The following is an 18416-nucleotide window of genomic DNA, read 5'->3' as shown; positions in this document are numbered from 1 at the left end:
TAGGTGTTGCCTATGACAATGCCGTCTTCTGCCTGTCCGCCTGCTACCTTCATCCGCTATGCTGCTTTCCTGTTATCGCCATCATGCTTAAACGCGATGACCTGATTGGCGCCACCAAGGAATCGCCGATAGTTCGTCTCCCGCAGACCAGCTTTGCGGCCCGCTTCCACTAGACTTCTGCGATTCAGCAGGTCCTCATGCTCTTCGTTCGCGCTGCGGCTGAATAGGCCTATTCTAGATCCAATCCAATGAATCCAGTCCATCGTCGGATGCGGCGTAGTGCATACGATCCGTGCTGACGGTACGCACAGCAGGTTCGCTTTCAGCCCTGTCAGGAAGACAACTGGATCCGGCACATGCTCTATAACCGCCAGCGCCACGACGGTATCAAACGTATCCCCCTCCAGCGTCAGCCGCTGGATGAAGGTGTGCCCCGGAAAACTATTGCGGGCAGTGGCAATCGAAACTGGGTCTGGATCTATGCCTACATAGTTGGCTTTGTCGACATATGCCGCCAGCGCGCCACTTCCGCAGCCAATGTCCAACACACGGCCTTGCAGGAACGGCCGAACGGCCGAAATCCGTTGCCGCCGCAGGAATGGGGAAAGCATTCCCTCCGCACTTTGATCAGCCATAAGATCGCACTCTCCCGTCGCTCGCCCGCCAGCTATCGTTCATTCGCTTAGGCAGCTTTCGTTCTATCGCGAGTGGGGATCTTGACGCCATCTCCCTGGGTCGAACGCTGCGTGTAGCGAATGTCTTCGAGAAGCTTGCGATTGGCAGCTATCACGTCGGCCAGAAAGGCGACAAGAAGGGCCTGGAAGCCCATGCTCATCAGCGCGCCCGCCAACACAACTGACTGAACGTGACCGCTGACACCTTCAGCCAGATAAAAATAGAGGAAGCGCAGGCCGATCAGGAAACCAAGTCCGAAGAGAACCGCCGCGACAATGCCGAAGAAGCGCGCCGGCTGATAGATGACGAAGATGCGCACGATGGTGAAGATCGATCGCTTTATGTACGATGGAATGCTCTTGACCAGCCGCGACGGTCGTAAATCGCCGTTAACGCGGATCGGCACCGAAACCACGCGCATGTTCTTGCGACCGGCCTGAATAATGGTTTCCAGCGTGTAGGTGTAGTTGTTGAACACCATCAGCCGCTGCGCGGCATTTCGCGAGATCGCGCGAAATCCACTCGGGGCGTCCTGCACATCAGTGCCACTGCTGACCCGAACCACCCAGCTGCCGATCTTCTGCAGGAGCTTCTTGACCGGGGAGAAATGTTCTATCTCCGATATCGGCCGGGCGCCGATGACCATATCCGCGCGCCCTTCAAGCACCGGATTGACAAGGGCCGGAACGTCGGCGGCATGGTACTGGTTGTCGGCATCCGTGTTGACGATGACATCCGCGCCACGGGCCAGGCAGGCTTCGATACCCGTCATGAAGGCATAGGCGAGACCGCGATTGCTGGTGTGCCTGACGATGTGGTCGACGCCGTTTTCCCTGGCGACCCTGACCGTTTCATCCGTGCTTCCGTCATCGATCACCAACCATTCGACGCTGTCGAAGCCTGCGACGGTCCGCGGCAGATCGCTCAGCGCTATCGCCAGTGTTTCGGCTTCGTTGAAGCAAGGAATCTGGATAATCAGCTTTGGCAGAAGATCCCCCTCGAGTTGTGGAAATTGGACAAGCCGTGCATCTACCATCCTCAGGCTGAGGCGCAAGCTATTTTCCCCATGCGAGACTGTCTTTCCACCTTCGCGTTACCGAATTGGCGAGATGTATGCTAGGGGCCAGCCTCGCAATACGCGCCAGGCGCATTGCGTCTCCAACGCCTCTCCTATCCACGGTGCAAATGTCCGGAATCCTTCGCTCAGCTCATTTCCGGGGAAACCATTGAAAATCGGGATCGACGGCAGGAATCTCTTATCGGCCACCGATGGAATCGGCCGGTTCGTCTACAATGCGATCAAGGCTCTGGCGGCGGAGGGTGGTGATGTCGTGGTCTACGCGCCGGATGCTGTCAGCGCGCATTACGACATTCCGCATGGCGTTTCCGTGCAGCTTGCCAGCTTCAAGGGACCCCTCGCGCGAAGCTATTGGGGTCAGGCTGTGCTGCCCTCCCTGGCTCGGCGCGGCCGCGTGGAGGTATTCTGGGGCCCATCGCATCGCCTGCCGTTCGTTCTCGACAGCACAATGGCACGAGTTGTCACCATCCACGACCTCGTCTGGGTGCACGCGCCCGAAACCATGCGAGCCCGGACTTTGATCGGCGAGCGCCTTCTGATGAAACCCGCCTTGCGAAAGGCCGATGTCGTGGTCGCGGATTCGACAGCAACAGCGACCGCGTTGATGAGCGCGTTCCCCTGGCTGAAATCGCCGGTCAGCACAGTCGCCCCCGGAGCGACCGCGCTGCCGGCTCCCGGGGATGTTTCGAGCCTTGAACCGCTCGGCATAACCAGGCCCTACGCGCTTTTTGTCGGCACGCTCGAGCCTCGCAAAAACCTCGCCAATCTGATCAAGGCCTATGGCCTGCTGCCAGCCGGCACCCGCTCCGGCTGCGATCTGGTCATCGTCGGCGGCAAGGGGTGGAAGCAGACGCGCCTGGCCGACCAGGTGCGCGAGGGCGGATGGGAGACCAACATCAAATTCACCGGATTCGTCGACGATCGCGTGCTCGCCACGCTCTACGCAAACTGCCTTTTCCTGGCGATGCCGTCGCTTTATGAAGGTTTCGGGTTCCCGATCGTCGAGGCGCAGTCATTCGGCAAACCGGTGCTGACGTCGAACACTTCGTCGATGCCCGAAGTCGCCGGAGACAATGCCGTCCTCGTCGACCCGAACGATCCGGCCGCGATCTCAGCCGCATTCGGCCGGCTCTGCAGCGATGCGGAATTCCGGGACGGGATCGCCGCCGGCGCGCGCGAGAATGCCGGGCGATTCACCTGGGAGAATTACGCCAAGGGCATGCTGCGGATCTTCGAGCAGGCCATCCGGCAAAGACGAAAGACCGACGCTTGAAAGTCCTGCATTTCTTCAAGACGTACTGGCCGGACAGCTTCGGCGGGGTGGAGCGGACGATCCATGCCATCGCTCAAAGCACGGCGGCTTACGGCGTAGAGACCGAAGTGCTGTCGCTGAGCCGTGCTCCGGACGAAAACACCAAACGCCTGGACGAACATCTGGCCACCAAGGCCAGGCTGGATTTCGAGCTGGCCTCGACCGGATTCTCGCGCGAGGTCTTCCGCAAATTCCGGGCCGCCTCGGCCAAGGCCGACCTGATCCACTACCACTTCCCCTGGCCGCTGATGGACGTGGTGCATTTTCAGTCCGGTCACGGCAAGCCGGCCGTCGTCACCTATCATTCCGACATCGTCAAACAGAGGCTCATCCTGCCCTTCTACCGGCCTTTGATGATGCGCTTCCTGGGGGATGTCGATGCGATCGTGGCGACATCGCCGAACTACCTGGAATCGAGCCCTGTTCTCGGGGCGTTCAGGGCGAAATCGAAGGTCATTCCCATCGGCATCGACGAGGGCGCCTATCCCCCGCCGGGCGAGGCCGACATCAACTGGTGCCGTGCGACGGTGCCGGAGCCGTTCGTGCTGTTCGTCGGCGTCCTGCGCTACTACAAGGGGCTGGATGTTCTGATCCATGCCGCCGGTCAGGCGCGGTGCAAGATCGTCATTGCCGGGTCGGGGCCCATCGAACGGGAGCTCAGGCAACAGGCCGCGACATTGCGCCGCGAAAATGTGCTTTTCCTCGGCGAGGTGGCCGAGCCGCGCAAGATGGCGCTGCTCCACAATTGTCGCGGCCTGGTTTTTCCTTCGAACCAAAGGTCGGAGGCCTACGGGGTTTCGCTGGTCGAGGCAGCGATGTGCGGCAAACCGATGATCTCCTGCGAAATCGGAACGGGCACCAGCTACGTCAACAAGGCCGGCCAGACCGGGCTAGTGGTTCCCCCGTCCGACCCGGCACGGCTTGCCGAAGCGATCAACCGGTTGATCGAATCACCGACCGAGGCGGCGGACTGGGGACGAGCCGCGCGCGATCGGTACGCCCGCCTGTTCACCGCCGAAAGGATGGGGAAATCCTATGCCGAGCTTTACCATCAACTCGAGGGCCGCGTTCGCTGAACGACGGGTCCAGCGCAGCCTTTCCGGCCGCGATGTGGAGCCAGCCGCTCTGTGATACCGGCCGCCTGCAGGGGTTCCAGGACGACTGACGGCCCCTGCTTCCCAAAAATCCTCTGGCGGTCCCCCAAACTCCGCGCTAATGCGATAGCCGGGTGACAGGGTTGGGGATTTGCAATCCAGAGTGGCGGCGGACGATGGTCGATCCGGCGCCGTTCTGGTAATTGTGTCCTTGCGCCTGGAGTTCAGTACTGCCCAATGACTGCATATGCAGAAGCCGTATCGGGGATCCGACCGAAGATGCGGCGCGCCATCATCATGGTCCAGGACCTTGTAATGGTCCTGGTTTCTGTGGCGCTCAGCCTCACCCTGTCGCAGTCGCGGCTGTCCTTCGACGCCTTCTCCTCCGGCGGGCTGGCCTGCTGGGCGGTCATCGTGCTCACCGCCCATCTGCTGTTTCGCTATAGCGGCCTCTACAGCACCGTCTGGCGCTTCGCCTCCACGCCAGATTTCTTCAACATCCTGAAGGGTTGCGGAAGCCTGACGGTGGTCCTCTATTTGGCCGCAGTTGCCTTCCGCTCCTTCTATCAGCCGGTTTCCGGCCTCAACGAACGCCAGTTCATCGTCTTCTTCCTGGTCTCCTTCACCATCATTTCGGCGCCCAGACTCTATTATCGCTTCCTCCGCGACGGCGCCTCCTGGCGCATCCTGCGCCGCGCCCCGGGCGACGCGCCGATCAAGCAGGCGCTGTTCATCGGCCGGCTGAGCGAGGCCGACGTGATTGTCCGCTTCACCCGCACGGCCGTGCCGGCCGAATACGCCATCGCCGGCATCATGGCGACCGAGGCCGATGCGCCGCTTGGCACCCAGATCCAGGGCGTTCCGGTCGTGGCGCTCCGTCCGCGCCTGGTCGAGGTGCTGGAGGACTATGTCAAGGGCACGGAAAACCTCGACCTGCTGATCTTCGGCAACGGGGCCGAGCGCGAGATCGAGGACTATGCCGAGCTGGTGCGCGTCGCCCGCCACAGCGGCATCGCCGTCGTCCAGTTCTCCGGCCTTTCGGAACTGGGGCAGGGCGGCAAGCTGGTTCTCGACGCGGTCGAGATGGAAACAATCATGCGCCGCTCGGCCGTCGCCACCGACACGGCGCGCATCGGCGCCTTCGTCGGCGGCAAGCGCGTGCTGGTCACGGGCGGCGCCGGTTCCATCGGCCGTGTCCTGGTCAAGCGCTCGCTGGAGCTCGGCGCCGAGGCGGTGCTGGTGGCCGACAATTCCGAATTCGGCATTTTCCAGCTCGACCAGATGATCGACGAGAAGGACCGCGACAGGCTGACCAGCCGCATCGTCGACGTCACCGACCGGCCCAACATGATGCGCCTCGTCAGCGAGTTCAAACCCTCGATCATCTTTCACGCCGCGGCGCTGAAACACGTGCCGCTCTTGGAAGAGAACTGGGAAGCGGCGATCGAGACGAATGTTTTCGGCACGCTCGCCTGCGCCGAGGTCGCCGCCGAATGCGGGGTGCCGCAGTTCCTGCTGATTTCCAGCGACAAGGCTGTCGACCCGACTTCGGTTCTTGGCGCCACCAAGCGGGCGGCCGAGCAGATCGTCTCCTCGCTGCATGAAGCCCAAGCGGCGCCCTCGCTTTTCCATGCCGGCGGGCTGAACGGTCGTCCTGGCACCAAGTTCATCGCCGTGCGCTTCGGCAATGTCTTCGCCTCCAATGGCTCGGTGGCGACCATCTTCCAGGCGCAGATCGAAGCCGGCGGGCCGGTCACCATCACCGACCGGCGCATGACGCGCTATTTCATGACGGTGGCCGAGGCCGTCGACCTTGTCATCATGTCGGCCGCGGATGCCGAGCAGCGCCAGGGCAGGGACGACTACGCCATCTACATGCTCGACATGGGCAAGCCCGTGCCGATCCTCGAAGTCGCCGAAACCATGATCCGCATGGCCGGCAAGAGTCCCTATACCGACATTCCGATCCGCTTCACCGGTATCAGGCCCGGCGAGAAGCTGCACGAGACGCTGCATGGCGAGAACGAAGAGGTCGTCAAGCTCGACACCGCCAAGATCTTCGGCCTCAGGTCAGACGTCGTGGAATGGCCGAGGATCGAGGCCACGCTGCCGGCGCTGGTGAGCGCGATGCACGATCGCGACAAGGCAACGGCGCTTGCGATCTTGGCGGGGCTGTACCGGACGCAGGAGGGCGCCGGCGGCGCGGCCGAGCCGGCGGTACCGAAAACGGCTGGGCAGATCGGCTAATACATGTTGCCCAAAATGCGCTATGTCGGCGCCGGATCTAAGCCGTGACGGCAAAGCGGGCTTTCGACGTGATTATCGCGGCCGTCATGCTGGCGGCGACGTCGCCAATCGTGCTGGTCGCCATGCTGGCGGTCAGGGCGACATCGCCCGGACCGGCCATCTTCTCGCAACCGCGCGTCGGGCGGGACGGTGCTCTCTTTGCCTGCCACAAGCTGCGCACCATGCATCGGGGCACGCCGTCCCTGCCCACGCACGAGGCGCCGGCCAGGTCGGTCACCGCGGCGGGCAAGGTGCTGCGCGCAACCAAGATCGACGAACTGCCGCAGCTCTGGAACGTGCTGAAAGGGGAGATGAGCCTTGTTGGCCCCCGTCCATGCCTGCCGACGCAGACGGAGTTGATCGGGCATCGGCAGCGGCTGGGCGTGCTGGGGGCACTTCCGGGCATCACCGGGCTGGCCCAGATCAAGGGCATCGACATGTCCGACCCAAGACTCTGCGCCGAGACCGACGCCACCTATGTCAAGGCCGCTTCGATCAGCTTCGATCTTAGAATATTGCTGGGCACGTTCTACCGGGCCTGACCGGCCTCCTTTCGCGCTAGGTCGCGCAGCCGGTCGAGCGTATCGGTCTCCGGTGCCCAGCCTTCCGATACCAGCAGTGACGGATCGCAGATCTGGGTCGCGGTCAAGGCCTGCCATGACGCCTGCCTGCCAAAGAGGGTTGCCGCCAGCCGAAGAGGCAAGGCCGGCACAGGCAAAAGGCGCGGCGGACGGCCGAGACCTTGCCGAAATGCGGTGATGATCTCGGACATCGCAAGAGGGGAAGCATTGCCTGCGACATAGGCCGGGCGAAGCGGGCCCAGACGGCTCAGAAGATGCAGCACCGCGCTCGCGGCCGTTTCGGACGCGATCAGCGAACGCACCCCCGCCAGGGCGCCGGCTGGCAGCGGCAGGGCAGTGTCGGCAAGCCGCATCAGCGAGGCCAAGTTTCCCCTCATGCCTTCGCCATAGACGGGCGGCAGACGTAGCGCCGTGGCATCCGCGCGTCCGGCCGGCGCGTAAGCCTCGAGCATCCTGATCTCGCCATCGAGCTTGGAGCGGCCATAAGCGCATTGCGGGGCAGGGGGCGTCGCCTCATTGATCGTGCCACTGAAGCCGGGGCCGGCCACGGCGCGGATCGAGGAAAGGTAGATGAAGCGCCCGCCGGCACATGCGGCCGCTGCCTTGGCCAGCCGCCCGGTCAGCGTCGCGTTGGCAGCCCGGTAGTCGGCTTCGCCGGCGTCCCGGTCGTTGTTTAGCGCCGCGCAGTGAACGACATGCGTCACACCGCGCATCACCGCCAGGAAGGCTTCGTCAGCAGCATCGGTGCCGGGCAGTGGGACGGCATCGTCTGCGGCCGGCAGCTGTTCCGGCCGGCGGGAAGCGACCCGAATGTCAAATCCGGTCTCTTGCAGCCGCTCGACGACCCGCTGCCCGATGAAGCCGGTCGCGCCGGTGACAAGAACCTTCATGACGGTTGGCTGGCGGCCGGCGGGATGGCCGCGGCGCTCTTGCCGCTCGGCGAAATCGTTCGTCCGCAGGCCAGATAGGTTCCAGAGACCAGGAACACCATCAGCGTCGAATCGAGAAGGTCATGGCCGACCAGGATGCCGGTCAGCCCGCCGATGAGATAGGTGATCACCGTGACTATGATCATCGTCGCACCGAACCGTTCCAGCGGGTCGGTGCCGAGCCGCAGCACCCTTGCCGCGTTCCGGGCCGCGACGACGAAGATCGCCGCCAGGGCCAACGCTCCCAGCAGGCCGGCCTGCACCGCCGCGGTCAGAAAGCCGTTGTGATAATGGTTGTAACCTGCGTCCATGCCGAATTGATTGTGAAAACCCTGTTTCATCAGCGCCCGGCTGCCGCTGATGCTATGCCCGAAAATCGGAGCATCGTGAAACGCCTTCGCGCCGATCTCCCACATCGCCACCCGCAGTCCGATCGCCGTCGTATGGTCGTTCTTGGTGGCCAGCGCATCCAGGTCGCTGAAAAGGAAGTCAGCGCGATCGGCAATGACGGGAAACGCGATCGCGGCGAGCAGCAGGCAGGCCCCGCCGGTTATCAGCGCGAGGCGCGTAAGTTTCAGCCCGCTCAGTCCGCGCCGGTTGATCAAGAGCACCACCAGGCCCGAAAGCAGCAGCGCCAGCCAGATGATGCGGGAGCCCGAATAAAGCACGGCCAAAGTCCCCGCAAGTGCTGCAAGGCTCAGCAGCTTCCAGCGCTTCTCGATGCCCGACAGCGCGCCCGCGAGGCTCATAGTCACGGCAAGGCAGGTCACCGTCGCAAATACGATTGCGTTTCCGGCGCCGCCTTCGGCTCTGGCCCCGACCCAGTAATACTGAATGACGGCGAGCAGCAGCGCGCCGAAACACGCCGCGGCACTCGCCAGCACCACGATGCGCACAAGCATGGTCTTTTCCGTGATGCTCCACGTCGAATAGGAGATCGGAAAGAACAGGAAGGTGAGCAGCGGAAGGAACAACCGCAGATCTGCCGCCAGCGTGCCGTTGACGATTGAAGCCAGCACAATGGCCGCGCAATAGGCGTAGATCGCCACCGTCATGGCGAGCATGGGCCGGTCGATGTTGAGCTGCCGCCGCCCGAAGGCAAGCAGAAACACCGACCACAGCGCGCCGCCATTGAAGACGAAGCTGACCAGCGATCCCAGCACAGGCGGCGAGAAGAAGCAGACGATCGAGAAGTAGATGTTGATCTGTGTCGGCGAAAGGTGGCGCCGGAGCGATGTGAACGGGTTCAATGCCTTGCTTCGCAATCTTCCAGGTTGTGCGCAGACCTGCGGAGGCAGCGATCAGCTGCCCTCCACGGCGTTCCACCGCGCGTCGCCCCGTTTCCCGCGCCGGTATAGCGGCTGGCTCTGCTCTCCGATAGGGCGGCAGAAGGATGTTCGGTCAAAAATCGGCGCATGGTCAAAGGCCGCTGGAAGTCAATCTCACCGATCGATGCAATAGGTTTGTTCGGCGCCTTTCAATTGCCCAGCCTGTCTGGGAGGATTTTCCGCTTTGTCGGGTCCACGTGGAAAATTCATTCCCGAAGCGCCGTGACCGGCGCGCGTCTTGCATTGTTATGGGCGATGGTGATCTGCTAGAACGCCCGCGAGAAGTGTCCAGGGCTTGACGGGCTGTTTTCAGGAAACCGCGCCTATCGCCTGCTGCAAGGTTCTGGCCGGCACGAAAGAACGCTCGATAGTCCATGAACATCACGCTCACCCATCTGCAGCGGCTCGAGGCCGAATCCATCCACATCTTCCGTGAGGTTGCGGCCTCTTTCTCCAAGCCGGTGATGCTCTATTCGGTCGGGAAGGATTCTTCCGTGCTGATGCATCTGGCCATGAAGGCCTTTTATCCCGCCAAGCCGCCTTTTCCCTTCCTGCATGTCGACACGACCTGGAAGTTCCGCGAGATGATCACCTTTCGCGACCAGATGGCGCAGAAGCTCGGCTTCGACCTGCTCGTCCATGTCAACGAGGACGGCGTGCGCGACAACATCAACCCCTTCGATCACGGCTCCAACACCCACACCAATGTGATGAAGACGGTGGCTCTGCGCCAGGCGCTCGACAAATACGGCTTCGACGCCGCCTTCGGCGGCGCCCGCCGCGATGAGGAGAAGTCGCGCGCCAAGGAGCGTATCTTTTCCTTCCGCAATGCGCAGCATGCCTGGGATCCGAAGAACCAGCGGCCGGAAATGTGGAAGATCTTCAACACCCGCATCGCGGCGGGCGAGTCGATCCGCGTCTTCCCGCTGTCCAACTGGACCGAGCTCGACATCTGGCAGTATATCTTGCAGGAGAATATCCCGATCGTACCGCTCTATTTCGCCAAGGAGCGGCCGGTTGTCGAACGCGACGGCATGCTCATCATGAAGGACGATGACCGCATGCAACTGCGCCCCGGCGAAACGGTCGAGAACCGTCTCGTGCGCTTTCGCACGTTGGGCTGCTATCCGCTGACGGGGGCTATCGAATCCGATGCCGATACGCTGGAGGCCATCGTCGGCGAGATGCTGACCGCCCGCACGTCCGAGCGCCAGGGCCGCCTCATCGATCGCGACGAGGCGGGCTCCATGGAAAAGAAGAAGCGCGAGGGGTATTTCTGACAATGCGCCACATCATGGCCAAGAGCCTCGCTCCCACAGACTCGATCCGCGACTACATGGCCGCGCAGGAAAAGAAGTCGCTGCTGCGCTTCCTGACTTGCGGCTCGGTCGACGACGGCAAGTCGACGCTGATCGGCCGGCTGCTTTCCGACACCAAGCAGATTTTCGAGGACCAGCTCGCCGCGCTCGAGCGCGATTCGCGCAAGCACGGCACCACAGGCGACGACGTCGATTTCGCGCTTCTGGTCGACGGGCTGGAGGCCGAGCGCGAGCAGGGCATCACCATCGACGTCGCCTACCGTTTCTTCGCCACGCCGAAGCGCAAGTTCATCGTCGCCGATACGCCCGGCCACGAGCAATACACGCGCAACATGGCGACCGGCGCCTCGACCGCCGATCTCGCCATCGTGCTGATCGACGCGCGCCAGGGCGTGCTGCGCCAGACCCGGCGCCACTCGATCATCGCCTCGCTGCTCGGCATCCGCCACATCGTGCTTGCCGTCAACAAGATCGACCTCGTCGGCTTCGACAAGACGGTCTTCGACGGCATCGTGGCCGACTACAGCGCGTTCGCGCAAAGCCTGGGCTTCGTCAGCGTCGTGTCGATCCCGATGTCGGCGCGCTTCGGCGACAATGTCACCAGCCGCTCGGAGCGTACGCCCTGGTATTCCGGACCGTCGCTGATCGAGCATCTGGAAACCGTGTCTGTCGATGAGGCTGCCGTCGAACTGCCGTTCCGCTTCCCCGTCCAGTATGTAAATCGCCCGAACCTCGACTTCCGCGGTTTTGCCGGCACCATCGCTTCGGGCACGGTTTCGCAAGGCGACGAGGTCGTGGTCGCCAAGTCGGGCAGGGTCTCGCGCGTCAAGCGCATCGTCGCGCATGGCGGCGACCTTGAGCAGGCGGTGGCCGGCCAGGCCATCACGCTCGTTCTCGAAGACGAGGTCGAGGTGTCGCGCGGCAACATGCTGGTCTCGCCGACCGCGCGTCCGCAGGTCGCCGACCAGTTCGCCGCCAGCATCGTCTGGTTCGACGAGCAGGCGCTGCTGCCCGGCCGCTCCTACATTTTGCGCACCGAGACCGACCAGGTCAGCGCCACTGTCACCGAGCTCAAATACCGCGTCAACGTCAACGATTTCGCGCATGAGGCGGCGAAGTCCCTCGACCTCAACGAGGTCGGCGTCTGCAATCTTTCGACGCGGGCGCCGATCGCCTTCGACCACTTCGCCGAGAACCGCACGACCGGCGCCTTCATCCTGATCGATCGCATCACCAATGCCACGGTCGGCGCCGGCATGATTCTGCATTCGCTGCGCCGCGCCGAGAACATCCACTGGCAGTCGCTCGATGTCGGCAAGCGCGGCCGCTCCGATCTGAAGAATCAGCGCCCGGCCGTGTTCTGGTTCACCGGCCTGTCGGGCTCGGGCAAGTCGACCATCGCCAACCTCTTCGAGAAGAAGCTGTTTGCGTCCGGCCGCCACACCTACATCCTCGACGGCGACAATGTCCGCCACGGCCTCAACCGAGATCTCGGCTTCACCGACGCCGATCGCGTCGAAAACATCCGCCGCGTCGCCGAAGTGGCCAAGCTGATGGCCGATGCCGGCCTGATCGTCATCGTCTCCTTCATCTCGCCCTTCGCCGCCGAGCGGCGCATGGCGCGCGAGCTGATGGCCGAGGGCGAATTCGTCGAGGTGTTCGTCGACACGCCGTTCGAGGAATGCGCCCGCCGCGACCCGAAGGGCCTTTACGCCCGCGCCTTGAGCGGCGAGATCAAGAATTTCACCGGCGTCGATTCTCCTTATGAAGCGCCGGAGAAACCCGAAATCCATCTCAAGACGCTCGGCAGGAGCCCGCAGGAGATGGCGGAAGCCCTGGAACACTGGTTGACTGAGCGCGACATTGCCCAAGAGCAGTATGACAATGGCGGCGGTATCTGACGACGAGGCGATGCTCGGCGTCTTCGAGCGTCTGGCGCTAGACGCCGGGCGCGAGGTGATGCGCGTCTTCCACGAAGGCTGCGCCGTCGATGAAAAGTCCGATTCTTCGCCGGTGACGGAGGCTGACCGCGAAAGCGAGAAGATCATCCTGGCCGGCCTGCGCGCCGCTTATCCCGACATCCCTTGCGTGGCCGAGGAGGAGGTTGCGGCGGGCGTCGCGACGCCCGATCTCGACGGCTCCTTCTTCCTTATCGATCCGCTCGACGGCACCAAGGAATTCGTCAATCGCCGCACCGATTTCACCGTCAACATAGCGCTGGTGCGCCACGGCGTGCCGGAAGTGGGCGTCGTCTTCGCGCCTTGCACGGGACGCTTTTTCTCCGGACGGCCGGGCAAGGCTGAATCGATTGACGTCGATAGCGACTATCGCATTGTCGGCCGCCGGCCGATTGCCGTGCGCGAAGGGGGCGCGCCGCTGGCCGTCGTCGCCAGCCGCTCGCACAACACGCCGGAAACCGACGCCTTCATCCGCGATCTTGGCGCCGCCGAAATCGTCTCGATCGGCTCGTCGCTGAAATTCTGCCTGCTCGCCGCCGCCGAGGCCGACGTCTACCCGCGCTTCGGCCGCACCATGGAATGGGACACGGCGGCCGGCGATGCCGTGCTGCGCGCCGCCGGCGGCATGACCCGCACGCTAGACGGCCAGCCACTCGTCTACGGCAAGCGCAACCAGGTGAGCGACAGCGATTTCGCCAACCCGCATTTCATTGCCAGCGGCAAAGTCGCCATGCCAAGCTGATCATGATAGCGTCGCTGGCCCGTTCAACCACGGAGCAGACCACATCGCCGAGATTGGTGACGACGAGCGTGCGTCGAAGCCCGTGGCGATCGCCTCGATCCGCGCAGGTGCGGCGTCCTGCCCTCCAGGACTTCGCCTTGTGGCGGGTCTCGGCATAGCCGCGCAGCACAGGCTTGCGCTTGAGCGCGCGTCGAGTGCGAATGTCGTCGCGCTCTCGTCTGCGCGCAGCCGTAGTGGCCGTCGCCGGGCACCAGGATACGGGTGGTCGGCCAGCGGGCGCGGATGCGGAGCACGAGGCGACGCAGATGGCCGGAGATCTCCTTGCCTGTCGTGGCCTTGCCGGGCGCAGGATCATGGCAGGCGAGCTTGAAGGCTGGGTAGTGCGCAGCCGATCGGATCGTTGGCATCCTCGTAGCCGCAGGCGATCGCAAGATGCGGGCGCGTCGGCGATCGCATGCCTCACCCGCCGCGCTCGTTGAACGTGGATCGCAGCCGCAAGCGCGCGGCCAGTCGCAAAGGCCGCTCGGCGGCCGCCAGAAGCAGGACGCCGCCATCCGATGTCATGCGTCCGCCGTCTGCTCGAACCCCACCGCCGTGCGTAAGAAGGGCTAAGGTCAGCTGGTCTCGCCATTGCTATACCATGTGCCCTTCTTGGTTCCATGCTGCGCCAGGTGCTTTGCCTCGACCAACATGGCCAGATGTTTTTTGACGGTGTTGCGGTTTGCGCCTGTCAGATTGACGATCTCGCCAATGGTCATGCGCCCGCGCTCCTTGATCGCTTCAACGATTTGAAGGGAGAGCTCCGATAGCGCGCCGAGCACGAGGCGTTCGCGCTCGATTTTTTTTTCAAGGCGGCGTTTTTGCTGCTGAAGAGCGCGCAGAAAATAAACGGCCCAAGGCTGCCAGTTGGGCTTGGGACTGCGGATCGTTTTCTGGGTTTGGCGCAGTGCCAGATAGTAGCCCTCCTTGCTGTTCTCAATCACGCTTTCAAGTGAAGAGTAAGCCACATACGCATACCCGCTACGTATCAGCAGGAGCGTCGTCAGAATGCGCGAGAGCCTCCCATTGCCATCCTGGAATGGGTGGATTTCCAAAAACACCACGGTGAAGATGGCGATGATGAGTAGAGGATGCAGGCTTTGCTCGTTGAGCGTACGGCGCGTCCACTCGATAAGTTCTTTCATCCGCTTTGGCGTGTCGAAAGGCGTCGCTGTTTCGAAGATGACGCCGATCTCTTTACCGTCGGCATCGAACGCACTGACATTGTTTGCCAGTGTCTTGTACGCGCCGCGATGACGCTCATCTTTGTTGCTGAACGCTAGCAGGTCACGGTGCAGCTGCATGACGTGATTTTCGGTCAGATCAATCGCATCGAAATGTGAGAAGATCGTCTCCATCACTTGCGCATATCCGGCGACTTCCTGCTCGTCGCGGGTTTCGAAGGATTTGATGTCGAGGTTGGCAAGGAGCCGCTTCACTTCGGCGTCCGTAAGCTTACTGCCTTCGATACGGGTAGAAGAGCCAATGCTTTCGATGGTCGCAACGCGGCGCAGAGCCGATAGGCGTTCTGGCGCGAGCGTGCCCAGCGCCCGCCAAGCCCCTTTGAACTCATCAATCTCTGAAACGAGGGCAAGGATTTCGGGGGTTATCTGCAGGGAGTCGATCTTCAGAGCCATACCCAAATATGTACCCAAAAATACCCAAAAAATCAAGAAATGGTTTTACCCATTAAATGACCCATAAATACCCAAACGAAGGTGTTTCATCAGGTTGCGGCCCCGCGTATCACTTGAGTATCGGTCGTCGCCGCTTCAATTTGATGCGTGTTAGTTGATGCGTACCGAGGAGGGCGATGTGAGAACCACACTGGCAATCGATGACGACGTCTTGATCGCGACCAAGGCGATGGCCCGGCAGCAGAATCGCAGCGTCGGCGAGATCATCACCGATCTCGCCCGGCGCTCTCTGCGCCGGCGGCCAGCGCAACGGGATTGCTCTAGTGTCGCCTCGGCCGGATGCACCTCCTTTCACGCTTGACGATGCGAGTCTGGTTGGCTCCGGCGATATCGATGCGGCGAAAATCCTGACCTCAGCCCAGTCTCCGATACCTATCTTCTTGCGCTGGCCAAGGCGCGCAGCGGCCAACTTGCGAGCCCCGGCCGCGCGGTCACGTTGATCCTGACTGGGGCTTTTTGCCCGGAATGAATACCTTCTCGCGGCCACGCTGACGAACTTCAACGCGCGTACCGGTCAGTCGGAATACGTCACAACGACCGGGACAGCCTGAGGCATCATGGCGCTGGGGCCGTCATCGGCCTACTGCTGGAGCCCGCCGAGACCGTGATCTCGCCCATGGGCTCTTTAAGCCGCCGCGACGTGCGCCGAATTCGAGCCGACGTAGTTGCGGATCGCCTCGATGATCTTGTCCTGGTCGGCTTCACCGAGATAGGCGTGCATGGGCAGGCAAAGGATCTGCTTCGGCAGCTTTTCCGAGACGGCGAGGCCGGTCGGCGTGCGCGGATAGTCGCGATAGGCGATTTGCTCGTGCAGCGGCTTCACATAGTAGATGACCGACGGGATGCCCTTATCGCTCAGATGCGCCTTCAGCCCATCGCGCTTCGGGGTCTCGATCGCGTATTGCGCCCAGGCCGAGCGGCCATGGCCCAGATTGCGTGATGCCTTGACGATGTCGCCAAGCCCCTTGGCATAGCGGTCGGCGACGGCCTGCCGCGCCGCCATCTCTTCGTCGAGGATGGCAAGCTTCTCGATCAGGATCGCCGCCTGCAGCGTGTCGAGGCGCGAATTGATGCCGACGCGGACGTTGTCGTACTGCGTCTCGCCCTTGCCGTGGAAGGCGAAGGAACGCAGCTTGTCGGCCAGCGCGCCGTCATTGGTGAACATCGCGCCGCCGTCACCGTAGCAGCCAAGGGGCTTCGCCGGATAGAAGCTGGTCGAGCCGACATGGCCGAAGGCGCCGCACATCGTGCCCTCGGCGGAGCCGCCCATCGACTGGGCGGCATCTTCGATCACCAGCAGGTTCTCGCGCTTGGCGATCGCCATGATCGCATCGTAGTCCGCGGCAAGGCCGAACAGGTCGACCGGGATGACCGCCTTCGGCTTCAGCCGGCCTTCCTTCTTGATCATCTCGATCGCCGCCTCGAGGCTTGCGATGTCGATATTGTAGGTGTCGGGATCGACGTCGACGAAGACAGGCTCGGCCTTGGCGAGCGCCACCACTTCGGCGGTCGCGGCGAAGGTGAAGCTCGGCACGAACACCGCGTCGCCCGGACCGATGCCGGCGGCAAACAGCGGCAGAAGCAGCGCATCGGTGCCGTTGGCGCAGGCCACCACATGCTTGACGCCGACGTAAGCCGCGAGCTTGTTCTCGAATTCGGTGACCTGCGGGCCGAGGATATAACGGCCGTCTTCGACCACACGGTCGATTGCGGCCTTCAGCCGGTCGCGGATGCGTTCGCGCTGCGCGCCAAGATCGATGAATTGCATGTCGGCCTCAAATGCTGCCAGTAAACCGGCCCGCTGGTACCAGACTTGGCATGGCTGAAAAAGCCGGCCACGACCGAGGCGAATTGCGCAAGTGTCGCAGCCCGTTACCGTCTTTTGCCGGCGTATTGCCAGAAGAAGCCGGAAAACCGGGCTTCCGGGCCCGTTCCCGGAGCCTTTTATCTCGCTGTTCCGGCCTTCGGAAACATAAAGTGATCGGCCGGGCAGGGGCCCTCGGACAGCTGATTAGGCGATTTCGTGCTGCCAGGGTGGGTTGGCGCCGGCTCGCGACACTGTCACCGCAGCCGCCTTTGCGCCCAGTTCCAACGCGTTGCGGATCGCGTCCTCGGAAAGGTCGCCGATCGCGGCCTTGGTGAGCAGGCCCTGCTCGTGCAGCGAGGCGAGGATGCCGGCATTGAAGGTGTCGCCTGCGCCGACCGTGTCGACCACCTTCACCTTCTGCGGCACGACGGTGACCTTATGCTCCTTGCTGTAACCTACCGCGCCTTCGCTGCCGTGCGTGACGACAATCAGCTTGGGTCCGCGATCCAGCCAGTTGCGCACGACATCCTCATGCGAGCCCGCTTCGTCGAACCAGTTGAGGTCCTCGTCCGACAGTTTGACGATGTCGGCCATCGCCATCATCTCGCGGACACGCCTCAGATGCTTGGCCTTGTCCGGGATGAAGTTCGGCCGGATGTTGGGGTCGAGCATCATCACCCGGCTCCCGTGCTCGCGCCGCATGAACTCTTCATAGGCGGATCCTGCGGGCTCCGAGATAAGGCTGATAGCGCCGAACAGCATCGCCTCGATCTCGGCGCCAAGCTTCGGCAGGTCCTCGATGGTGAGCATGCGGCCGGCGGTGTTTTCGTCGTAGAATGTGTAGGTCGCCTGGCCGTTGTCGAGCCGCACGAAGGCGAGCGTCGTGGGCCTCGGCGAGGTGTGCGCATAGGTCGAGCTCACCTTGCTCGCCCCTAGCGCCTCGCGGAGCTGGCTGCCGAAAAGGTCGGAGGAAAGGCCGGAGAAGAAGCCCGCCGGGGCGCCCAGCCGCCCAAGCGCGATTGCGGTGTTGAACACGGCCCCGCCGACATAGGGCGCGAAGGCCGCTTCGCCTTCGCTCGTCGTGCGCGGCAGCATGTCGATCAGGGCTTCGCCACAACAAAGGATCATGTCTTGTCGGTCTCCGGCGGATGGATCACGCCCTTGCGGATGATGATGTTGGCGTAGAGCCTGGGTTCGCTGGTCGCCACGATCGCATGCGCGGCCTTGACTCGTGCATAGAAGTCGGCGCCGGCCAGCGCAATCACCTTGTGGCCCGGCGCACGTTTCGCGCAGACCGCTTCCATCTCGCGATGCACGGGATCGGCAAGCGCCGGATCGCCTTTGACCGAGGCGCGGAACAAAGCCTGCGGCACCGCCTCGTCCACCGGCAGCACGCTCAAGACGGCGTCGAGCACCGGAATGACGTGATGGCCGTCGGCGCGGATCAGCCTGCGCGCCTGTTCCTCGGCGGGATAATTGCCGTCGACGATGGCGATCTCGTCGCCATGGCCCATGGCCCTGAGCGTCGCCAGAAGTTGCGGGCCAAGCAGCGACGGGATGCCGATCAGCAT

Annotated in this window: 15 protein-coding genes and 3 pseudogenes; 9 read left to right on the top strand and 9 right to left on the bottom strand. The window is 63.0% G+C overall.

The window, feature by feature from the left end; genetic code table 11:
* Nucleotides 1-56: 56 nt before the first annotated feature.
* Nucleotides 57-635 (bottom strand): class I SAM-dependent methyltransferase, encoded by a 579-nt coding sequence (locus EN853_RS25125; RefSeq protein WP_127861840.1) that lies wholly within the window; start codon nt 633-635, stop codon nt 57-59.
* A gap of 47 nt (nt 636-682) precedes the next feature.
* Nucleotides 683-1711, bottom strand: a complete 1029-nt coding sequence (locus EN853_RS25120; protein WP_127861891.1) for a glycosyltransferase family 2 protein — start codon at nt 1709-1711, stop codon at nt 683-685.
* Nucleotides 1712-1901: 190 nt separating this feature from the next.
* On the opposite strand from EN853_RS25120, the gene EN853_RS25115 reads away from it, so the two are divergent.
* The 4 genes from EN853_RS25115 to EN853_RS25100 all read left to right on the top strand — a co-directional run bounded on the left by EN853_RS25115 (nt 1902) and on the right by EN853_RS25100 (nt 6987).
* Entirely contained in the window at nt 1902-3026 is a 1125-nt protein-coding gene (locus tag EN853_RS25115; protein ID WP_127861841.1) for a glycosyltransferase family 1 protein, read from the top strand.
* The gene (locus EN853_RS25110) at nt 3023-4141 is read left to right on the top strand and encodes a glycosyltransferase (RefSeq protein ID WP_127861842.1); all 1119 of its coding nucleotides are present in this window, start codon (nt 3023-3025) and stop codon (nt 4139-4141) included. The genes EN853_RS25115 and EN853_RS25110 overlap by 4 nt, the downstream gene beginning before the upstream one ends.
* 255 nt (nt 4142-4396) lie before the next feature.
* The gene (locus tag EN853_RS25105) at nt 4397-6406 is read left to right on the top strand and encodes a nucleoside-diphosphate sugar epimerase/dehydratase (RefSeq protein WP_167524589.1); all 2010 of its coding nucleotides are present in this window, start codon (nt 4397-4399) and stop codon (nt 6404-6406) included.
* Nucleotides 6407-6492: 86 nt separating this feature from the next.
* Nucleotides 6493-6987, top strand: coding sequence for a sugar transferase (locus EN853_RS25100; protein WP_127861893.1), 495 nt, complete (start codon nt 6493-6495; stop codon nt 6985-6987).
* On the opposite strand, the gene EN853_RS25095 is transcribed toward EN853_RS25100, so the two are convergent.
* The gene (locus EN853_RS25095; protein WP_127861843.1) at nt 6975-7916 is read right to left on the bottom strand and encodes an NAD-dependent epimerase/dehydratase family protein; all 942 of its coding nucleotides are present in this window, start codon (nt 7914-7916) and stop codon (nt 6975-6977) included. The two genes, EN853_RS25100 and EN853_RS25095, sit on opposite strands and share 13 nt — an antisense overlap.
* Nucleotides 7913-9205 carry an O-antigen ligase family protein gene (locus tag EN853_RS25090; protein ID WP_127861844.1) on the bottom strand — a complete coding sequence of 431 codons (1293 nt, stop codon included), beginning with the start codon at nt 9203-9205 and terminating at the stop codon, nt 7913-7915. Before EN853_RS25090 ends, EN853_RS25095 begins: the two co-directional genes overlap by 4 nt.
* A 452-nt stretch (nt 9206-9657) precedes the next feature.
* On the opposite strand from EN853_RS25090, the gene cysD reads away from it, so the two are divergent.
* From cysD to cysQ, 3 genes are read left to right on the top strand one after another with little or no spacing between them, the layout of a single operon-like run.
* Nucleotides 9658-10563, top strand: coding sequence for a sulfate adenylyltransferase subunit CysD (gene cysD / locus EN853_RS25085; protein ID WP_127861845.1), 906 nt, complete (start codon nt 9658-9660; stop codon nt 10561-10563).
* Between the two features lie 2 nt (nt 10564-10565).
* Complete coding sequence (gene cysN, locus EN853_RS25080) at nt 10566-12503, top strand: sulfate adenylyltransferase subunit CysN (RefSeq protein WP_145971657.1); 1938 nt, start codon at nt 10566-10568, stop codon at nt 12501-12503.
* A gap of 10 nt (nt 12504-12513) precedes the next feature.
* Complete coding sequence (cysQ, locus tag EN853_RS25075; RefSeq protein ID WP_167524593.1) at nt 12514-13302, top strand: 3'(2'),5'-bisphosphate nucleotidase CysQ; 789 nt, start codon at nt 12514-12516, stop codon at nt 13300-13302.
* Between the two features lie 90 nt (nt 13303-13392).
* Here the strand turns inward: cysQ and EN853_RS34775 are convergent.
* Nucleotides 13393-13878: pseudogene (locus tag EN853_RS34775) on the bottom strand (hypothetical protein); the annotation flags it as partial.
* Nucleotides 13879-13916: 38 nt separating this feature from the next.
* Nucleotides 13917-14978, bottom strand: coding sequence for a DUF977 family protein (locus EN853_RS25070; protein WP_127861848.1), 1062 nt, complete (start codon nt 14976-14978; stop codon nt 13917-13919).
* A 178-nt stretch (nt 14979-15156) separates the two neighbouring features.
* Here EN853_RS25070 and EN853_RS25065 point away from each other — a divergent pair.
* Both EN853_RS25065 and EN853_RS25060 read left to right on the top strand, forming a co-directional pair.
* Nucleotides 15157-15340, top strand: a pseudogene (locus EN853_RS25065) (CopG family transcriptional regulator); the annotation flags it as partial.
* A 107-nt stretch (nt 15341-15447) separates the two neighbouring features.
* Nucleotides 15448-15586 (top strand): annotated as a pseudogene (locus EN853_RS25060) (carbohydrate ABC transporter permease); the annotation flags it as partial.
* 77 nt (nt 15587-15663) lie between these two features.
* On the opposite strand, the gene EN853_RS25055 reads toward EN853_RS25060, so the two are convergent.
* The 3 genes from EN853_RS25055 to EN853_RS25045 all read right to left on the bottom strand — a co-directional run bounded on the left by EN853_RS25055 (nt 15664) and on the right by EN853_RS25045 (nt 18416).
* Entirely contained in the window at nt 15664-16806 is a 1143-nt protein-coding gene (locus tag EN853_RS25055; RefSeq protein WP_127861849.1) for a DegT/DnrJ/EryC1/StrS aminotransferase family protein, read from the bottom strand.
* Nucleotides 16807-17049: 243 nt separating this feature from the next.
* Nucleotides 17050-17973 carry a carbohydrate kinase gene (locus EN853_RS25050; protein ID WP_127861850.1) on the bottom strand — a complete coding sequence of 308 codons (924 nt, stop codon included), beginning with the start codon at nt 17971-17973 and terminating at the stop codon, nt 17050-17052.
* Nucleotides 17970-18416: an RbsD/FucU domain-containing protein gene (locus EN853_RS25045; RefSeq protein ID WP_127861851.1), complete on the bottom strand. Its 447-nt coding sequence runs from the start codon at nt 18414-18416 to the stop codon at nt 17970-17972. The genes EN853_RS25050 and EN853_RS25045 overlap by 4 nt, the downstream gene beginning before the upstream one ends.

The organism is Mesorhizobium sp. M1C.F.Ca.ET.210.01.1.1, from assembly GCF_004791585.1.
GTDB lineage: Bacteria > Pseudomonadota > Alphaproteobacteria > Rhizobiales > Rhizobiaceae > Mesorhizobium.
This window is presented reverse-complemented; position numbering and strand designations above follow the sequence as displayed.

What these genes read in the sequence shown, in the direction of transcription:
- EN853_RS25125 (WP_127861840.1), bottom strand. Translation starts at nt 635, where the DNA reads ATGGCTGATCAAAGTGCGGAGGGAATGCTTTCCCCATTCCTGCGGCGG.
- EN853_RS25120 (WP_127861891.1), bottom strand. Translation starts at nt 1,711, where the DNA reads ATGGTAGATGCACGGCTTGTCCAATTTCCACAACTCGAGGGGGATCTT.
- EN853_RS25105 (WP_167524589.1), top strand. Translation starts at nt 4,397, where the DNA reads ATGACTGCATATGCAGAAGCCGTATCGGGGATCCGACCGAAGATGCGG.
- EN853_RS25100 (WP_127861893.1), top strand. Translation starts at nt 6,493, where the DNA reads ATGCTGGCGGCGACGTCGCCAATCGTGCTGGTCGCCATGCTGGCGGTC.
- EN853_RS25095 (WP_127861843.1), bottom strand. Translation starts at nt 7,916, where the DNA reads ATGAAGGTTCTTGTCACCGGCGCGACCGGCTTCATCGGGCAGCGGGTC.
- cysD (WP_127861845.1), top strand. Translation starts at nt 9,658, where the DNA reads ATGAACATCACGCTCACCCATCTGCAGCGGCTCGAGGCCGAATCCATC.
- cysN (WP_145971657.1), top strand. Translation starts at nt 10,566, where the DNA reads ATGCGCCACATCATGGCCAAGAGCCTCGCTCCCACAGACTCGATCCGC.
- cysQ (WP_167524593.1), top strand. Translation starts at nt 12,514, where the DNA reads ATGCTCGGCGTCTTCGAGCGTCTGGCGCTAGACGCCGGGCGCGAGGTG.
- EN853_RS25070 (WP_127861848.1), bottom strand. Translation starts at nt 14,978, where the DNA reads ATGGCTCTGAAGATCGACTCCCTGCAGATAACCCCCGAAATCCTTGCC.
- EN853_RS25055 (WP_127861849.1), bottom strand. Translation starts at nt 16,806, where the DNA reads ATGCAATTCATCGATCTTGGCGCGCAGCGCGAACGCATCCGCGACCGG.
- EN853_RS25050 (WP_127861850.1), bottom strand. Translation starts at nt 17,973, where the DNA reads ATGATCCTTTGTTGTGGCGAAGCCCTGATCGACATGCTGCCGCGCACG.
- EN853_RS25045 (WP_127861851.1), bottom strand. Translation starts at nt 18,416, where the DNA reads ATGCTGATCGGCATCCCGTCGCTGCTTGGCCCGCAACTTCTGGCGACG.